Below are 20019 nucleotides of genomic sequence, written 5' to 3'. Positions count from 1 at the left end.
TTAAATTTTTCTTCTTTATTAATTTTAAAAAATGTGTTATTATTAGTCATGGGTATACAGTTCCTTTCAATAGATTTGGTCATTTATGATTGTACTGTATATCCTATTTTTTTTCAATTACTTTTTTGGACATTTACTTTTGGAATTTAGGATTGTGAAATTTTTATACAAAATCTATTGACAAAATACATGGGGGGGGGGGTATAATAATGTAAAAAATAAGAACAAGGAAAAAATTAAAAAAATTAAATGGTAGGCTTTAAAAAGGAAAAGGTTGGTTAAACGCTGAATAAAGGAGGCACATGAAGAAAAAGAAATTGGTAGCTATTTTTGCTTTCATCTCTATCATATCTTATACTGATATGGGATATAAATTATCAAAGAGTGTAGATGAAATTAAAAATCCCAGTAAAAACATTAAACTTAAAAGAAGTAGAAGAGCAGCTTCAAATCCAGCAACTGATGGAATAGCTCAAGGTACAGAAGTAACAGCTACAAAAGATAGTGCAGTTTTTGGTATTAGATCAAAAGCTGATGGAGAAAAAACTATAGTTGTAGGAGTAGATTCAAGTAGTAAATCTAAAGAATCTGTAGTTATAGGATATAAATCTACAACAGAAAAAGAAAACAGTGTGGCAATAGGTTCAAATTCAAATGTAACAGGTAAAAATAGTGTAGCTGTTGGATCTGATACAAAAGTAGAAGGTAGTGGGGCAAGTGCATTTGGATATAAGGCGAATGCTAAGGGAGAAAGTAGTGTAGCATTTGGTGTTGATACTACTGCTTCAGGACTTCGTTCAGTCGCTATAGGGAAAGGTGCTATGGCAACTAAAAATGATGATATTGCAGTTGGTAGTGGAGCAAAAACAAATACTAGAAATATAACTATGGTAGATAAACAAGAAAGTAAAAGCAGTCTTGCATTTGGTATTGATGCAACAGCAGATGGAGTTAATGCAATTAGTATAGGAACAAGATCAAAGGCAGAACAATCATCAGCTATAGCAATAGGAGGAGAGGCTGCTGGAGTTGGAGCAGTTACTATAGGTTATGTAACTAGTGCTAAAGCACATTCAACAGTTGCTATAGGATATTATGCAAAGGCTTTAAAATCAAGTGCAACTGCAATTGGTTCACAAGCTGAGGCTTCAGGTCAAGTTTCTACAGCTATAGGAGCTACAGCTAAAGCAACTGAAAATTATGCAGTTTCAATAGGAGCAAAATCAGAGGCATCATTTAAAGGCTCAGTTGCTATAGGATCAGGTTCTAAAACAGACAGTAAGGCTACAAAGGAAACTGAAGCAACAGTTAATAAAATTACTTATTCAGGATTTGCAGGTAGTAATCCTGATGAGGGATATGTTGTTTCTGTAGGTACAGAAATACCTTCTACTAATAAATCAACTCCAGGTAAAATAATTAAACGTCAAATTAAAAATGTTGCAGCAGGTAAGATATCAAAAGATTCAACAGATGCTATTAATGGTTCTCAACTATACATGACTAACAATGTTTTAGGAAATTTAGCAGATAGTACTAAAACAATTTTAGGAGGAAATGCAAGTATTACTACAAGTGGTAATGATGCAGGAAAACTTACAATTACAAATATTGGTAATACAAATAAAGATAATATACACGATGCTATAATAGCAGCTAAGACAACAATGACTGTAAATGATAAGGAAGAGGCAGATAAATCTACTAATGGTAACCTTATACTAACATCAGAAATAGATGCTAAAGATGGGCATAAAAAATACAATGTTAAATTAAATGATAAGATAACTTTAGGTAAAAATGATAATAAAATATCATTAGATGGAAATACTGGAAATGTTACTATAGGAAAGGTAGAAGTAAAAGGAACTGCTGGAACAATAAATAGTTTAACAAATAAGACATGGGATTTAAATAAATATGTAAGTGGACAAGCTGCAACAGAAGATCAATTAAAGATGTTGCATGATACTTTAAATACTGCAATAACAGGATTTGGATTTAATGTAATTGCAGGTAAAAGTGGAACAGGGCAAGCAACAGGAGAACAGTCTGTAAAAGTATCAAAAGATAATACAGTAAAATATATTGCTGGAGATAATTTAAAGATTACTCAGAGTGGAAAAGATTTTACTTATGAACTTAATAAGGAACTTAAAGATTTAATTAGTTCAGAATATAAGGATAAGAATGGAAACACAACCAAAATTACAAATAATGGTATGACAATAAATTCTGGAGATAAATCTGTTTCAATAACTAAAGATGGTTTAAATAATGGTGGAAATAAGATAACTAATGTTGCAGATGGGACAGATGATAAAGACGGTGTTAATTTATCTCAATTAAATAAAGTTAAACAGGATATAGAAAATAAGATTTCAAATCAAGTTAAAACTGAAATAACAGCAAATGATGGACAAGAAGCTAATAAGACTACTGGAAATGTTGTTTTAACAGAAAAAACTGAAAATGGTAAAAAGATTTATGATGTTAAATTAAATGATAAAATATCTCTAGGAAGTGGAGATAAAAAAGTAGAATTAGATGGAACAAAGGGAGAAATTAAAGCTGGAGATGTTACAATTAATAAAGAAAATAAAGGAACAATTAATGGCTTAACAAATAAGACATGGGATGCTAATAATTTTACGAGTGGTCAAGCGGCAACTGAAGATCAATTAAAATCATTAAGTGATAATATTAATAATAAAATATCAAATTTTGGATTTAATGTTGAAGCAGGAAAAGAAGGAACAGGTACAGTTTCAGGTAAATCAGAAAAAACTAAAGTTTCAAAAGATGATACTGTTAAATTTAATGCTGGAAATAATTTAGATATTAAACAAAATGGTAAAGATTTCACTTATTCATTAAATAAGGAACTTAAAGATTTAACTAGTTCAGAATTTAAAGATAAAGATGAGAACACTACTACTATTACAGGCGATGGAATGAAAATTAATTCTAAGGATGGTAAATCTATATCACTAACTAAAGATGGATTAAATAATGGTGGTAACAAAATTACTAATATTGCAGATGGAACAGAAAATAATGATGCTGTAAATGTGAAACAATTAAAAGATAGTAGAACAGAAATTAAGTCAGAAAATGGGTCAGCAATAAGTGTAAAATCAAGTTATGATAATAGTAAAAACAAGTATACATATACATTAGATGTTAAAACAGATAATAAAACTATAATAAAAGATAAAGATGGAACATTAAAGGCTAATGTAGGAAATATAACTACAGAAGAAAATAATGGAAAATACATAGCTAAGACATCTAATACTGAACAAATAGCCAAAACAGGAGATGTAGTAAATGCAATAAATGGATTAGGAAATAATACATTCTCATTTAGTGGAGATACTGGAAGTACAGAAGAGCAATCTTTAAATAAATCTGGAGGACTTAAATTTGCTATTAAAGGTTCAGAATATATTAAAACAGTAGCAAAAGGAAGTGAAGTATCAGTAGATCTTACAGATAAGGCAAAAGAAGATATAGAAAAAGGGGTAATAGCAAATAGTGGAGTAGCAAATGCTGTAGCTATGGCAAGTTTACCACAAATAAGTTCACTTGGAGGACATAGACATAATATTGCAGGTTCATATGGATATTTTAATGGAGAACATGCATTTGCATTAGGAATTTCTGGATTAAATGATGTAGGTAATTTAGTATATAGAGCAGGAGGGTCATTAAATACTAAAGGACACGTATCATTAGGAGCAGGACTTGGTTATCAATTTGATAAATTAGCTTCAAGAAAGAGAGATATGTTTGTATTACAAAGAAATGGTAATATTAACCTACTTGATGAAAAAGTTTATGAACTTGAAATGGAAGTTGAAAATCTTAAAAAAGAAAATAAGGAATTAAAGAAAGAATTATTAGAATTAAAAGAGATGTTTAAAGAATTGATGAAAAAATAGAAATATTATATAATAAATAGGATGCTATAATACACAGCATTCTATTTTTATTTTACATAAAGAATATTTTGTGAAAAAAACATTAGTTTCTTTTGTAATGTGATAAAACATATGTAACAAAAAAATAAAAAAAGAGAGATACATTTGATATAATAGAGTTTGACAAAAACTAAAACAATCAAAGGAGTATCTCTCATGAGTATTATAACAGAAGAAATGAAATTTCGCCATAGATTATGTGAATATGCAATAAAAAATGGAGTAACTAAAGCAGCAAGGCGTTATCATACAAATAGACAATTAAAAAAATATAATGGAAACATAAAAAGCCTAGCTCTAGGTTCAAGAAAGCCCCATACAAGCCCAAATGCCCATACAGAAGAAGAATTAATACTAATAAAGAATATGTTAAAAAAACATGGAAGTTATGGATTAGCCCAAGTATATGTTAGTTGTAAGAATAAGGGGTATAATAGAAGCTTTGGTAGTATGTGTAGGATAATAAGGAAGAAGAAGTATGTAGCTGTTAAAAAGTATAAAAAGAGTTATCAGAAGTATAATGTAATAGAAGTAAATTATCCAGGTGAGAAAGTACAGGTAGATATTAAATATATTCCAAATGAGTGTATAAAGTTTAATTCAAAGGGGATTAGATATTATCAGATAACTGCTATAGATGAGTATAGTAGGAAGAGGGTATTAAAGTTTGTAAAGGAAAAGAGTACATATGAGACATCAAAGTACATTAAGGAGTTAGAAAGGGCTATAGGCTTTAAGATAGAGACTATACAGGTAGATAATGGATATGAGTTTGTAAATGATAAAGATGTAACGGATAGGGAGAGTGCATTTGAGAAGTCTGTAAAGATGTTAGGAATGAAATTAAGGAGGATAAGACCTTATTCACCATGGCAAAATGGAAAGGTAGAAAGATCGCATAGGGAAGATGGAAAGATATTGTATAGTAGGAAAGAATTTAGGAGCGAGGAAGAATTAATAGAAAATGTTAAAAGGCATGAAAGGCTGTATAATAATACGGCAAAGACAGTGCTTAATTTTAAGAGTCCAAATGAGGTTGTGAGGGAATACTTCACTAAGGTTAAGAAAGAGGCTTAAAAGGGCAAAAAAGCCAAATTTGCCCCAATCTCACTTCACACACTCTAACAATCAATTAAACACTAAACATTAAACAACACTTAACTAAACTAAACACTTAATTAAACACTTAGACAATTAACTAACTATAACTTATATTAAATTTATTTCTTATTATGTAACATATGTATTGACAATTAAGAATATTTGTAATAAAATTTCACATAAAGCTATTGACAAAATACACTGGGGGGGGGGGTATACTATGTATTAATGTTTTATGAATAAAATATCTTGATATGAAAAGTATGTTTTATCAAATTTAAAAAGGAGGTTTCTTAATAGTTATTTCAACTATGAGAGAATAAAATGAAAAAAAATAATTTGTTTAAAATATTATCCTTTATCTCTATAATGTCATATATAAGTATAGGTAATGAAAAAGGATCAAATATTATTGGAAATAAGAGGGCAGCTTCTGTATTAACAAATACAGCAACAGGAGAAAGAGCTATAGCTTTAGGAGAAGATGCTAAAGCTTCAGCAAATAGAGCAATAGCTATAGGAGGAGATTCAGAATCAAGTGGACAAACTTCCATAGCAATTGGAGCATATTCTAAAGCAAATTCACAAGCTGCTGTTGCTATTGGAGAAGGAGCTAAGGCTAGTAGTGATTCTTCTGTAGCAATAGGCTCACTATCTAAGGCTTTAGAAAATTCATCAATATCTATAGGAAAAAATAGTGAAGTAAAAAAAGAAAATTCTATAGCAATAGGAAAAGAAATCTCTGTAGAAGGTGAAAATGCTATTGCAATAGGTTTAGAATCATGGATTCAAAGTAAAGATGGAATTGCAATTGGAAAAAAAGCTAAATCAGCAGGTGAAGGTGCAGTTGCATTAGGTAGTGAAGCTGAAGCTACAATGAGAAATGCTATAGCGTTAGGGAATGGAGCAGTTGCTCTTGGAGAGAATACAGTATCATTAGGTGGAGATGCTATGGCAACAAGTAAAAATACAATTGCTATAGGAATTGATTCAAAGGCAGAAAAAGAAAGTTCAATAGCACTTGGAAGTGGAGCTAGATCTTCTAAAAAATATGGTATATCACTAGGAGAAAATTCAAAATCAACAGGAAATTCTGCAATATCTATAGGACAGAAGAGTATTTCTAAAAACTCTAATTCAATAGCTATAGGAACATCTGCTACTTCAAATATAGAAAATTCTGTAGCATTAGGAGCAGAAAGTGAAACAACAGTAGCTAAACCTACAAGTGAAATAGTTAAACCTAGATTTTTCTTAGATTATAAAGATTTTGCAGGAAGTAATCCTTATGGTGTAGTATCTATAGGATCTAAAGGAAAAGAAAGACAATTACAATATGTAGCAGCAGGTCAAATAAGTAAGGAATCAACAGATGCAGTAAATGGTTCACAACTATTTTCAGTAATTTCAAACTTTGATGCTTTTGTAGCGTCTATGAAATCTGTTATAGGAAATGTTGCTCTTCTTAATAGAGATGGTATTCTTCATACATTAAATATAGGTAATACTGGAAAAAACAATATACATGATGCAATGAAAAGCCTAAAAGATAAGATAGATGAAAATAGAAACAGAATAGAAAAGATAGAAAATACTGAAATAAAACTAGGAGGAGATAAAAATACAAGTACAGAAGGACAAAAGATAGGAGAAAATAATTCAAATAATGGATCTAACATAGGAAATCAGAATCAAAATAAAGGAAAAGAAATTAAATTTGAAATAGTAAAAAAAGAAAATAGTGAACATATAGAAACAAAAGCAAGAGGAAATAAGGTAGAAATAGATTTAACACAAAAAGCAAAAGAAGATATTAAATCAGGGAAAAAAGCAAAAGAAATAATAGATAATAAAGGCTTAACATTTAAAGGAGATAAAGGAGAAACAAATATTCAAAAACTAGGAGATACACTATCTATAACAGGAGGAAGCTATATAACAACAAAGGCAAAAGGAAATGAAGTTAGTGTAGATTTAACAGATAAGACTAAAAAAGATATAGAAAAAGGAGTAGCAGCAAATAGTGGAGTAGCAAATGCTGTAGCAATGGCAAACTTACCACAAATAAATGGAAAAGGACATAACATAGCAGGATCATATGGTTACTATAACGGAGAACATGCATTTGCGTTAGGACTATCAGGAACAAATGAAAAAGTAAATCTAACATATAGAGCAAGTGGATCATTAAATACAAGAGGGAACATATCATTAGGAGCAGGATTAGGTTATCAATTTGATAATATAAGCAAAAGAAATAAAGAATTACTAACACTACAAAGAAATGGAAACATTAACTTGCTTGATGAGAAAGTATATGATTTAGATAATAAGGTTAAAACTTTAGAAAAGAGAGTTAATGAATTAGAAACTATTTTAAGAGAATTAATTAAAAAATAAGGGAAATATATTAAAGGAACTATGTCTATGTAATTAGATGTAGTTCTTTTTATATAAAAAAATAATAATCAAAACATATGATAAATACTAATTTAAGATGTTTCTTACATTTTTTTAACAAAAAATAAAGATTGACAAAATATGCTGGGGGGGGGTATACTTTTATTAAATATTTTGTGAAAAAAATATTTTTACTTAGAAAGGGAAAATAAGTATGAAAAAAAGGAGGTGAACTACATAGTTAAATAATTAATTATGTAGGGAGCATATGAAGAAAAAGAATTTAATGGCAATTTTAGCGTTCATTTCTATTTTATCTTATGGTATGGATAAAAAAGTAGGAGCTAATGTATTAGAAGGAGAAAAATCATTGTTTGTTGGTTTAAACTCTTCCACCAATAATGAAGAGAAGGTAAAAATAGGAGCTAATGCAAAGGCTGATAGTGAAAAATCAATAGCAATAGGAATGGATTCAACTTCAAGAGGTAAAAAGGGAATAGCTATAGGAGCAGGATCTCTTGCTGGAGCTGAGAAACATCTTAGTAATGAAATAGAAGATACTATAGCTATAGGAACAGATGCTAAGGCAACAGCAACAGATGCAATAGCAATAGGGAATAAGGCTAATGCAAGAACAAAATATGGTATAGCAATAGGTACAGAAACTAAAACAGATGGAATAGCATCAATAGCTTTAGGTTATAAGAGTGATGCTAATTCAGATTCAATAGCTATAGGTAAAGAAGCAGTAGGTTATGGAAAGGGAGTAGTACTTGGAGAAAATGCACATTCAAGAGGACGTAGTGTTGCAATAGGGCATAAGGCAGATTCAAAAGGAGTATATTCATATGGAAATGTAGTTATAGGGAATGAAAGCACTACAAATGAGAATTTAGTTTATTCAACAGCATTAGGAAGTGGAGCTAAAGTAGAAGCAAATTATTCAACAGCACTTGGTTCAAAATCTATAGCTAAAAAAAGAGATAATAGACTTGGATATGATATGTTAACTAATAAGGAAGTTAAATTAGAAGATAAATTATCAGAAGTGGATAAAGGGAAATATCTAAGTTTAAAATCAGAACTAGAAACTATGATAGAAGATAATAATAAGGTTGTAGAAGAAGCTAAGGTTATTACTTCAAAAGATTACACACAAAGAACTGAAGAAGAAAAGAAAAAATTATCAGAATTAAATGATAAAATAGGAGAAAATAATAAAAAAATTAATGAAAAATATACAGAATATTCAAAGATAGTTAAGGCATGGAAGGCAACATATGGAGAAGTGTCAATAGGAGATATAGAAAAAGGAATAACTAGACAAATAACAGGACTTGCTGCTGGTAAAGAAGATACAGATGCAGTAAATGTTGCTCAATTAAAATCATTAGATAAGAAATTAGAGGAAGAAAATAAGACATATTTCCATGTAAATACAGGTAAAAACAAAGATACAGGAGATAAAGACAGTAATTTAGGTAAAATGGGAGATTCAGCAGGAGCAATTGGAGATGGATCTATAACAGCAGGAGTGCAAGCTAAAGCTGATGGAGATAATGCTATAGCTATAGGAAAGAAAGCTGAAACAAAACAATCTTCTGGAATAGCAATAGGGCATTCTTCTAAATCAGAAGGAAATCATTCAATATCTATAGGTAAAGATAGTAAGGCATCTGATTTAGATTCAGTAGCATTAGGGCACCAAGCTAGATCAACTGGAAGCCGTTCTACTGCATTAGGACCACATTCAGAGGCAACAAAAGATAATGCTTTAGCACTTGGAGTATGGTCTAAAGCAACAATGCAGGGTGCAATAGCTATAGGGAGCAATTCTATGTCTAATGCTTCTAGTGCTATAACAATTGGAGAAAATTCAAAAGTAGAAACAGGAGCAGAAAATAGTATAGCAATTGGAAAAGAAGCTAAAAGCTTAAAGAAAGATAGCATAGTTCTTGGAACAAAGGCTGAAGCACAGGGTGAAGGATCAATAGTTTTAGGATATCATTCTAAATCAAAAGAAAATGCAATATCTATAGGTAAAGAAAGTGAAGCATTAAGTATAGGTTCTGTATCTTTAGGGCATAGTTCAAAAGCAAAAGGTGAAAGATCAGTATCTATAGGAGCTTATGCAACTGCTGAAAAATCTAATGATATAGCGATAGGATTATCATCAAAAGCTTCAGGAGGATATTCTATAGCAATAGGATTATCAGCTAAAGCAGAGGTTAGTAGTTCTACAGCTATAGGAATTAATTCAAAAGCAGATATAGAAGATTCAGTAGCACTTGGTTCAGAAAGTAAAACAACAAAGGCAACATCAGTAAGTGAAGTTAAAATAGGTGAATTAAAATATGGTGAATTTGCAGGTAAAAACCCTATGTCAGTAGTTTCTATAGGAACTAAAAATAAAGAAAGACAACTACAACATTTGGCAGCAGGTCAAATAAGTAAGGAATCAACAGATGCAATAAATGGTTCACAACTTTATGCAACTAATATGGTTTTAGGAACATTTGTAGATTCAACTAAAAGTATTTTAGGTGGAAATGCAAGTGTAACTACAAATGGAAAACTTACTATGACTAATATTGGTGATACTGGTAAAAATACTGTTCATGAAGCAATAAAAGCTTTAGATGATAAAATAGCTCAGTCAATAAAAGACTATAATTTTAATATAACATCAGGGCAAAGTGGAACAGGAATTGCTAGTGGATCAAATTCAGAAAAAATAGGAAAAGATAATACATTGAAACTTATTGCAGGAGATAATTTAAGTATTACTCAGAATGGAAAAGATTTTACTTATTCATTAAATAAGGAATTAAAAGGAATGAGCAAAATTGATTTTGAAAAAAGTGAAGTATCAATAGGTAAAGATGGATTAAATAATGGTGGTAAGAAGATAACTAATGTAGCAGATGGAACAGAAAGTACTGATGCTGTTAATAAAGGTCAATTAGATAAGTTAGAAAATAAGATAGATAAAACAAAGAAAGAAATAGATAAAAAGATAGAAGATATAGACAAAAAAGTTGATAAGAAGATAAAAGATGTAGAAGATAAAGTGGACAAAAAAATAGAAGATACTAAAAAAGATTTAACAGATAAGATAGAAAAAGCAACTAAAACATTAAAAACAGAAATAACTGCAAATAATGGAGAAGAAGCAAATAAAACTAAAGGTCCAGTAACATTAACATCTAAAAAATCAGATGCAGGGCATAATATTTATGATATAAGCTTATCTACAACACAATTAAAATCTAGTGAAGGTGGAAAGATAGAAACACTTAATTCAGAAGATTCTAAAAAGGTAGCAAATGCAGGAGAAGTAGCTAAAGCAATAAATGCTTTAGGAAATAATACATTATCATTTGGTGCAGACAAAGGCAATACAGAAGCACAAAGCTTAAACAAAAATGGAGGACTTAAGTTTTCAATTAAAGGAACAGATTACATTAAGACAGAAGCAAAAGGAAATGAAGTTAGTGTAGATCTAACAGATAAGACTAAAAAAGATATAGAAAAGGGAGTATCAGCAAATAGTGGAGTAGCAAATGCTGTAGCAATGGCAAACTTACCACAAATAAATGGAAAAGGACATAACATAGCAGGATCATATGGTTACTATAACGGAGAACATGCATTTGCGTTAGGACTATCAGGAACAAATGAAAAAGTAAATCTAACATATAGAGCAAGTGGATCATTAAATACAAGAGGGAACATATCATTAGGAGCAGGATTAGGTTATCAATTTGATAATATAAGCAAAAGAAATAAAGAATTACTAACACTACAAAGAAATGGAAACATTAACTTGCTTGATGAGAAGGTATATGAGTTAGAAAAACAATTTAATGAAATGAAAAATAAGTTAAAAGATGAAATAAAGGAATTGAAATTTAAATTCTCTGAATTAGAAAAACTAGTTAAAATAATGAATAGAAGATAAGTGTAAGGTCAGTGCAAAATCTGACCTTTTTTCTATTCAAGATATAGATTATTTGATATAATAGTGATTAATAGAGCTTTACTGTTTTTAAATTATCAAAATAAAAATTGGTCATATTTTACAAAAAAAAATATAAAAATTTTCCATATGAAAATAAAAATTGAGGTTATACTTTGGTATAATACAAAATATGTAGGAGGAAAATGTATGGTTATTAATGTAAGAAGTGAAATCAACACTTTAAAAAAAGTATTGTTACACAGACCTGGGAAAGAATTATTAAATTTAACACCAGACACACTAGAAAGATTATTGTTTGATGATGTACCTTTCTTAAAAGTTGCACAAGCAGAACATGACAGATTTGCTGAAATTTTAAGAGAAAATGGAGTTGAAGTTGTATACTTAGAAGATTTAGTTGCTGAAACTTTAGAAAGCTCTCATGAATTAAAAGTTCAATTCTTAAAACAATTCATCGAAGAAGGTGGAGTACAACTTGAAGTATATAAAGAAGCTTTATTAAACTTTTTCTTAAGCTATACAGACACTAAAGAAATGGTTCTTAAAACTATGGAAGGTGTAAATATGTCAGAACTTGAAGTTCCTAGAAAAGATTTAGTTAGTTATTTAGATGACCCAACTGAATTAATTTTAGATCCTATGCCTAACTTATACTTTACAAGAGATCCATTTGCATCAACACAAAATGGAGTAATCTTAAATAGAATGTATTCAGTAACTAGAAACAGAGAAACTATTTATGCTTACTATATCTTCCATTATCATCCAGAATATAAAGGAAAAGTTACTTTCTTCTATGACAGAACTAATCCTTTCCATATAGAAGGTGGAGACGTATTAAATATTAACGATAAAGTATTAGCTATAGGAATTTCTCAAAGAACAGAAGCAGCAGCTATAGATTTAGTAGCAAAAACTCTATTATTTGATGAAGCAAATTCTCATATAGATACAATACTTGCATTTAGAATTGCAGAAAGTAGAGCATGGATGCACTTAGATACAGTATTTACTCAAATAGATTATGATAAATTCAGTGTACACCCTGCAATCTTAGGACCATTAGAAGTATTTGAATTAAGAAGAGATGGAAATGAAGTTAAAGTTACTCCTAAAGAAGGAAAACTTGAAGATATCTTAGGAGAATACATGGGAACTAAAGTTACATTGATACCTTGTGGTGGTGGAGATAGAATAGCTGCTGAAAGAGAACAATGGAACGATGGATCAAATACTTTATGTATAGCTCCAGGTAAAGTTATAGTTTATGAAAGAAACGATGTAACTAATGACTTATTAAGAAAACATGGTATTAATGTTATTGAAATGCCAAGTGCGGAATTATCAAGAGGTCGTGGAGGACCTAGATGTATGTCTATGCCATTAGTAAGAGAAGAAAACTAATATAAATAAGATAGTAAATGATTTAAATGAGATAGTAAAGAATTAATGTATATGTAAAAAAAGAAAAGGAGATTTATATGCCAAAAAATTTACAAGGGAAACACTTTTTAAAATTATTAGATTTCAGTACAGAAGAAGTTAGATATTTAATAGATTTATCTAAAAAATTTAAAGAATTAAAATTAACTCGTACACCACATAGATATTTAGAAGGTAAAAATATAGTATTATTATTTGAAAAAACTTCTACAAGAACTAGATGTGCATTTGAAGTTGCAGGAATGGATTTAGGAATGGGAGTTACTTATCTTGATCCAGGATCTTCTCAAATGGGTAAAAAAGAAAGTATAGCAGATACAGCAAGAGTATTAGGAAGAATGTATGATGGTATTGAATATAGAGGATTTTCTCAACAAATAGTTGAAGATTTAGCTCATTATGCAGGAGTTCCTGTATGGAATGGTTTAACTGATATGTTCCATCCAACTCAAATGTTAGCAGATATGTTGACTATTGAAGAACACTTTGGACATTTAAAAGGATTAAATTTCACATTTATGGGAGATGCTAGAAACAATGTTGCAAACTCATTAATGGTAGCTTGTGCTATGCTTGGATTAAATTTCACAGCATGTGGACCAAAAGAATTAAAACCTGAAGCAGAATTAATTGCTAAATGTGAAGCTATAGCTAAAGAAAATGGAGCTAAAGTAAGATTTACAGAATCTGTTGAAGAAGGATGTACAGATGCTGATGTAATTTATACAGATATATGGGTATCTATGGGAGAACCAGATTCAGTTTGGGAAGAAAGAATAAAATTATTAAGCCCATACCAAGTTAATAAAAAAGCTATGGGATATGCTAAAGAAGAAGCTATATTCTTACATTGCTTACCTTCATTCCATGATTTAAAAACAACTATAGGTAAAGAAATTCATGCTAAATTTGGATTACCTGAAATGGAAGTTACAGATGAAGTGTTTGAAAGTAGACAATCTAAAGTATTTGATGAAGCAGAAAACAGAATGCACACAATTAAAGCAGTAATGTTTGCTACATTAAAATAGAGGTGGAATATGAGTAAAAGATTAGTAATAGCATTAGGTGGAAATGCTTTAGGGAATAATCCAAAAGAACAATTAAAATTGGTTAGAGGAACAGCTAAAGCAATAGTATCAATGGCAAAAGAGGGTTATGAAGTAATAATAGGACATGGAAATGGTCCACAAGTTGGAATGATTAATTTAGCTATGGATTATGCAGCTAATGGTGAAGTGAAAACTCCATATATGCCATTTGCAGAATGTGGAGCAATGAGCCAAGGTTATATAGGTTATCATTTACAACAAGCAATAAGAGAAGAATTAAAAGTTCAAAATATAAATAAAGAAGTTGCAACAATAGTTACACAGGTTTTAGTTGATAAAGAAGATAAAGCATTTCAAAATTTAACTAAACCTATAGGAATGTTCTATAGCAAAGAAGTAGCAGAGGAAATAAAAAAAGAAAAAGGGTTTACTTTTGTTGAAGATGCCGGACGTGGTTATAGAAGAGTAGTTGCATCACCAAATCCTGTTAAGATTGTTGAATTAAATGTAGTTAAACAATTAGTTGAAGCTGGAAATATTGTTATCACTGTTGGTGGTGGAGGTATACCAGTAATAGAAACAGAAACAGGATTAAAAGGTGTAGATGCTGTTATAGACAAGGATAAATCAAGTGCTAAACTTGCTCAAGATCTTAATGCAGATATGTTAGTTATATTAACAGCAGTTGATAGAGTATGTATTAATTTTAACAAACCAAATCAACAAGAATTATCTGAATTAACTGTAGAAGAAGCATTGAAATATATAGAAGAAGGGCATTTTGCTAAAGGATCTATGTTGCCAAAAGTTGAAGCATGTTTAGATTTTGTTAAAAATTCAAATGGAAATGCTTTAATAACTTCACTTGAAAATGCAGCAATAGCACTACAAGGTAAAACAGGAACGTTAATTAAAAAATAATAAAAAAGAAAAGGGGAATAGATATGAGTGAAAAAAAAGAACGTAAATCGTTATCGGCCTTTACAATAATATTCATTCTATTAATATTAATAGCTCTTGTAACAAGAGTATTACCTAAATTACCAGAAGATGTTACAGCTGAAATGTTAAATGAAAACATATCACTTGCAACAGGAGTAAACGGAGCATCAATAGCTGATGTATTTATGGCTACTTTTAATGGATTTAAAGACGCTATAGATGTTGCAGTATTCGTATTACTTCTTGGAGGATTTTTAGGTATAGTTACTAAAACTGGAGCATTAGACGCTGGAGTTGGAGCTTTAGTTAAAAAATTAAAAGGTAGAGAATTACTATTAATTCCTATATTAATGATACTATTTTCTATAGGTGGATCTACTTATGGTATGGCTGAAGAATCTATAGCATTCTATGGATTAATATCAGCAACTATGGTTGCAGCTGGATTTGACACTATGGTTGCAGCATCTACAGTATTACTTGGAGCTGGAGTTGGAGTATTAGGATCTACAGTTAATCCATTTGCTATAGGTGTGGCATTAGATGCGGCTAAAAGTGCAGGAGCTGACCCATCAAATGGTACAGTAGTATTATTAGGAATTATACTTTGGATTGCAACATTAATACCTGCTATAATGTATGTAATGAGCTATGCTAGAAAAATTAAAGCAGACAAGGGTTCTATTATCCTTTCTTTACAAGAACAAAAAGCAATGAATGAACATTTTGGTCATGTTGATTTTTCTAATTTAGAATTTAATAAAAAACATAAACTTACATTAGGTATATTCGCTTTCTCATTTGTTATCATGATTCTTTCATTAATAGTTTGGGCAGAATATGATATACATATATTTGAGGGATGGACTTCATTCTTAACAGGTACACCACTTGGAGAATGGTACTTTGGAGAATTATCAATGTGGTTTACTTTCATAGGTATTGTTATAGGAGTTGTAAATGGATTTAGTGAAAAAGAAATAGTAGATTCATTTATATACGGAGCAGCTGACATTTTATCAGTAGTATTAATAATAGCTCTATCAAGAGGAGTTTCTGTATTAATGTCAGTTACATATTTAGATAAATTTATATTAAACTTAGCATCACAAGGATTAGCTGGATTATCGGCATTAATATTTGCACCTGCATCATATGTGTTATACATGGTATTATCATTCTTTATACCATCTACATCAGGACTAGCTTCAGTGTCTGTTCCTATACTTGCACCATTAACTAAGAGTTTAGGATTTAGTGTTGAAGTAATAATTATGATATTCTCAGGAGCTTGTGGATTAATAAACTTAATCACACCAACTTCAGGAGTAGTTATGGGTGGACTTGCAGCAGCAAAAGTTGAATACGGAACATATTTCAAATGGGTATTCAAATTACTAGTAGTGATATTTATAATCAATATAGTAATATTAACCGGTGCAATGATGTTTATATAAATCTCAGTTTCTTATTTATACATTAGGGTCCGAAAGGACCCTTAATATTTTAGGAGGATAATATTATGAAAAATATATTAAGTTTAGGATTGTTAATTTTTTCTATACAAGCTTTAGCTTGTACTGGATTTATTGCAGGGCGTGATGTTACTGTTGATGGTTCAATGATTTATGCGAGAAATGAAGATCTTAAAGGTGTAAATCCTAAAAAATTTATGGTAGTTGATGCTAAAAAATATAAATCAGGGGAAATGTTTGTAAATCCAGATACAGGATTTAAATGGCCATATCCTAAAAACGCATTAAGACATAGTTTAATTCCTGATGCTAATCCTGAATATGGAATATTTGGAGAAGCTGGTATTAATGAATTAGGAGTAAGTATTTCTGCAACAGTTTCAGCAAATGCTAATGATGAAATTCTTAAATTAGATCCATATGTAAAGGGTGGATTAACAGAACCAGATATTGCATCACTTGTGTTAATGCAAGCTAAAACTGCAAGACATGCAGTAGAAATAATTGCAAATATAGTTGAAAAAGCAGGAGCTGGTGAGGGTAATGTTATAGTATTTGCAGATAAAAATGAAATGTGGTATATGGAAATTTATACTGGACATCAATACGCAGCTGTTAAAGTTCCTAATGATGTTTATGCAGTAATTCCAAATGCTTTTTATTTAGGAAGTTATGACTTTTCAAATAAAGATGTGATTGCTTCTAAAGATATACAAAAATTACCTGAAAGTAATGGATTAGCAAAAACAGTTGATGATAAATTCCATTTGGCTTTAACTTATAGGGAAATACATTCTAAATATAACTATGATAGAATAGCAATGGGACAAAATCTTTTCTGTCCATTATTGCCAGTAGAACATAATTCAGAAATAGCTTATGAACTTTTCAGAAAACCAGATAAAAAAATATCTGTTAAAGATGTAATGAATTTCTTGAGATATAGATATACAGGAACAGAATATGATGTAGACTCTGTTGATAATAAAGGAAAAATAAGAGCTATAGGTACTGATACTAACTTAGAAGCACATATATTCCAAATTAGAGAAAATGCACCTACAGTTATGTGGTTAGCTATGGGAACAGTAGAACATTCTGTGTTTATTCCATATTATGAATATATTACTAAAACACATAAGAGCTATACAGAAGATGCAAATAAATTTAATAGAAATTCTATGTATTGGGCAATGAAAGGACTTCATATACTTGCAAGAGAAGATAGAATGAGATATGGATTAGGTGTAAAAACTTATTGGGATAAAGTTGAAAATGAATTTATAACAATGTTAAAAGAAGAAGATAAAATTATAAACTCTAAAAAAGGTTTAGATAAAGTTAAATATGCTAACAAACTTGGATTGATGAAAGCTGAAAGTGTTAAAAAAAATGCTGATAAAATGTTTGATGAATTAATGTATTTTAAAGGTAATATGACAGATATGACAATTCAAGGTAAAAATAAGAATGCCAAATTCGAGTATAAAAAATAAAGTGTAGTAATTAGTTTAAAGGAATTATCTTTAATTTAGGTAATTCCTTTTAATTTTAATTATATTTATCTGATAAAAAAAATATGGCTTTTATTCTGTAGTAATAAAAGATTTAATGAATAGAGTGTAGTATTAAAAATATATACTAAATTCCAAAATCATTGCTTTTTTTAAAATATGAATGTATAATTATTGTGGGAAAATAAGAGGGCATTAGTTATAGTTTAAAATTATATAATAAATATGATATTAAGTATTAGTGTGGTTGAAAGGATAGTTATGGACTATAAACACAGATTATTATTAATCCTTGTACTAACTGGTGAAATTGGGATTTCAAATTTAGTCAGACATGATATGAATTGGGAAGATTATGAAGATTTTGCAATGAATAGAGGTAAATATTCTATTGGTAGAAAAGATGTTAAGGTTTATAGAAAAGATGGGACAGAATCTGGTACAATAGATAAACCTATTCCCAATTTTGATGGTGTAGTTGACACAGGAAACTTTGCTTTATGGGGAGATTATCAAATTTTATCAGGAGTACATCATGTTGCTCCACCCAAAAACTTTACTTTTTCAAAAAGACATTTTAGAAATGATGTAGAACTTTTTGAGGGATATAAAAATTTAAAACTAGATGAAAAATATGAAAAATTTTCTGAAAGTATTGAGGTAGCCCATAGACAACAAGTTGAACATGATTATGCGTTATTAAGAACAGACAGAGTAGCCTTTGATGCTTATGTTACAGAGGGGGTAACTAAAGACCAATGGGATAAAATAGGAGTAGGAGATTTAGTAGCAAGAGTTGGTAGAGGATTAAATAGAGTAGCTGTTGATAATGGAAAAGAGAAGGATCCAGATAAAATGCAACATTTTGCCGGAGGATTAAATAAGATAACAGGTAGAAAAGATATAGGACTAGGTCGAGATGTACAAACATCTTTAGAAAAAACTGCTAAAACTTCTCTTGATTCAGGAGCTAAAAAAGGAGATAGTGGTTCTCCACTTTTTTGGTGGGACAAGGAAAAAAATCAGTGGTTTATAGCAGGAAGTCTTAGTAGAGGGGATGCAGTAGGAGGATATGGTAGAAAACTATATTATTTAGCTCATCTTTCTTCATATGAAAGTTTAAAAGAAAATACAACAGATAAAGAAATTTCAAAAGATACAGAAGGGGATGTAAAATTTGAAAATGGAGTTTTAAAAGTTGATGGTGAGGAAAGAAAATTTAAGAATAAAGAAACTATAAGTGTTAATGGAAATAATACTACTAAAAATCAAATATTTAATAAAAAAGGTTTAGAGGTTAAAGTAGAGGGAAATACAAATACTTATGCAGCAAGACTTGAATTTAAAGAAGATACAACTTTGAAAGGCAGTGGAACATTAGAAACTGCTGGTTTTGTCGTGCATAAAAATAAGACTTTAACATATGAAATATCATCTAATACTTCATCTACTAAAGGAGAAACTAAAAAGATAACTGTTAGAAAAGTAGGTGAGGGTAAATTAGTTATTAAAAGTACAGGTAAGAATATAGAACATTTAAATTTAGGTGGAGGAGAGACAGAACTTCAAAATAATGATGGACCTGTTGCTGATAATATTAGATTAGCACAAGGTGCAAAACTTACAATAACTAAAGAAAGTCAAATAAAAGATAGTAATGTAATGTTTGGTCATAGAGGTGGAACTTTAAATTTAAATGGAACAGATTTAGAGTTTAAAGATATTTATCATATGGATAAAGATGCTAAGATAGTAAATGAAAATGGAACTGAAAATGGAAGTTCAGATAAAACTCCTAAATTCCAAAAGTAAATGTCCAAAAACAACTTAAACAAGATTTAAAAGACATTCATAAACTTCATAAGATGTTGAAGAATTGAAAATTTTTCTAGGATAATTATTCATAAAATTTTCAATAAATTTAACATCTTTTTTTCTTAATTTATTCATAGACCTACCCTTAGGAATAAATCTCCTAATCATCTTATTATTATTTTCATTACTACCCCTCTCATTAGAACAATAAGGGTGAGCAAAATACCACTTAATATCTAAATCAGTAATATACTTAACATTAGAAAACTCAGAACCATTATCAGAAGTAATAGAATGAATTACATACTTATT

11 protein-coding genes are annotated in these 20019 nt (G+C 29.8%); 10 read left to right on the top strand and 1 reads right to left on the bottom strand.

Annotation, left to right across the window (positions count from 1 at the left end):
* Positions 1-302: 302 nt before the first annotated feature.
* The 10 genes from BT993_RS07210 to BT993_RS05330 all read left to right on the top strand — a co-directional run bounded on the left by BT993_RS07210 (position 303) and on the right by BT993_RS05330 (position 19704).
* On the top strand, positions 303-3944 hold the full coding sequence (locus tag BT993_RS07210; RefSeq protein ID WP_083557402.1) for a YadA-like family protein: 3642 nt from the start codon (positions 303-305) through the stop codon (positions 3942-3944).
* A gap of 195 nt (positions 3945-4139) precedes the next feature.
* The gene (locus BT993_RS05370; protein ID WP_072593573.1) at positions 4140-5060 is read left to right on the top strand and encodes a DDE-type integrase/transposase/recombinase; all 921 of its coding nucleotides are present in this window, start codon (positions 4140-4142) and stop codon (positions 5058-5060) included.
* 348 nt (positions 5061-5408) lie between these two features.
* The gene (locus BT993_RS05365) at positions 5409-7484 is read left to right on the top strand and encodes a YadA-like family protein (protein ID WP_072593572.1); all 2076 of its coding nucleotides are present in this window, start codon (positions 5409-5411) and stop codon (positions 7482-7484) included.
* A 268-nt stretch (positions 7485-7752) separates the two neighbouring features.
* A complete protein-coding gene (locus BT993_RS05360; RefSeq protein ID WP_072593571.1) occupies positions 7753-11445 on the top strand; it encodes a YadA-like family protein in 3693 nt (1230 codons plus the stop codon).
* 207 nt (positions 11446-11652) lie between these two features.
* Complete coding sequence (gene arcA, locus BT993_RS05355; protein WP_072593570.1) at positions 11653-12870, top strand: arginine deiminase; 1218 nt, start codon at positions 11653-11655, stop codon at positions 12868-12870.
* Positions 12871-12947: 77 nt separating this feature from the next.
* On the top strand, positions 12948-13940 hold the full coding sequence (gene argF, locus BT993_RS05350) for an ornithine carbamoyltransferase (RefSeq protein ID WP_064579899.1): 993 nt from the start codon (positions 12948-12950) through the stop codon (positions 13938-13940).
* Positions 13941-13949: 9 nt separating this feature from the next.
* Positions 13950-14882: a carbamate kinase gene (arcC, locus tag BT993_RS05345; protein WP_072593569.1), complete on the top strand. Its 933-nt coding sequence runs from the start codon at positions 13950-13952 to the stop codon at positions 14880-14882.
* 23 nt (positions 14883-14905) lie between these two features.
* Positions 14906-16360 carry a YfcC family protein gene (locus BT993_RS05340; protein WP_072593568.1) on the top strand — a complete coding sequence of 485 codons (1455 nt, stop codon included), beginning with the start codon at positions 14906-14908 and terminating at the stop codon, positions 16358-16360.
* A 65-nt stretch (positions 16361-16425) separates the two neighbouring features.
* On the top strand, positions 16426-17874 hold the full coding sequence (locus tag BT993_RS05335; protein ID WP_072593567.1) for a C69 family dipeptidase: 1449 nt from the start codon (positions 16426-16428) through the stop codon (positions 17872-17874).
* 243 nt (positions 17875-18117) lie between these two features.
* Complete coding sequence (locus BT993_RS05330; RefSeq protein ID WP_072593566.1) at positions 18118-19704, top strand: S6 family peptidase; 1587 nt, start codon at positions 18118-18120, stop codon at positions 19702-19704.
* Between the two features lie 15 nt (positions 19705-19719).
* Here BT993_RS05330 and BT993_RS05325 read toward each other — a convergent pair.
* A partial coding sequence (locus BT993_RS05325) for an IS30 family transposase (RefSeq protein ID WP_143604277.1) occupies positions 19720-20019 on the bottom strand: 300 nt, incomplete at its 5' end.

The sequence above is a fragment of the Streptobacillus ratti genome, assembly GCF_001891165.1.
In the GTDB taxonomy this organism is placed as follows: domain Bacteria; phylum Fusobacteriota; class Fusobacteriia; order Fusobacteriales; family Leptotrichiaceae; genus Streptobacillus; species Streptobacillus ratti.
Note: the sequence above shows the minus strand (reverse complement) of the source record. Positions and strands in the feature narration are given on the sequence as shown.

What these genes read in the sequence shown, in the direction of transcription:
- BT993_RS07210 (WP_083557402.1), top strand. Translation starts at nt 303, where the DNA reads ATGAAGAAAAAGAAATTGGTAGCTATTTTTGCTTTCATCTCTATCATA.
- BT993_RS05370 (WP_072593573.1), top strand. Translation starts at nt 4,140, where the DNA reads ATGAGTATTATAACAGAAGAAATGAAATTTCGCCATAGATTATGTGAA.
- BT993_RS05365 (WP_072593572.1), top strand. Translation starts at nt 5,409, where the DNA reads ATGAAAAAAAATAATTTGTTTAAAATATTATCCTTTATCTCTATAATG.
- BT993_RS05360 (WP_072593571.1), top strand. Translation starts at nt 7,753, where the DNA reads ATGAAGAAAAAGAATTTAATGGCAATTTTAGCGTTCATTTCTATTTTA.
- arcA (WP_072593570.1), top strand. Translation starts at nt 11,653, where the DNA reads ATGGTTATTAATGTAAGAAGTGAAATCAACACTTTAAAAAAAGTATTG.
- argF (WP_064579899.1), top strand. Translation starts at nt 12,948, where the DNA reads ATGCCAAAAAATTTACAAGGGAAACACTTTTTAAAATTATTAGATTTC.
- arcC (WP_072593569.1), top strand. Translation starts at nt 13,950, where the DNA reads ATGAGTAAAAGATTAGTAATAGCATTAGGTGGAAATGCTTTAGGGAAT.
- BT993_RS05340 (WP_072593568.1), top strand. Translation starts at nt 14,906, where the DNA reads ATGAGTGAAAAAAAAGAACGTAAATCGTTATCGGCCTTTACAATAATA.
- BT993_RS05335 (WP_072593567.1), top strand. Translation starts at nt 16,426, where the DNA reads ATGAAAAATATATTAAGTTTAGGATTGTTAATTTTTTCTATACAAGCT.
- BT993_RS05330 (WP_072593566.1), top strand. Translation starts at nt 18,118, where the DNA reads ATGATATTAAGTATTAGTGTGGTTGAAAGGATAGTTATGGACTATAAA.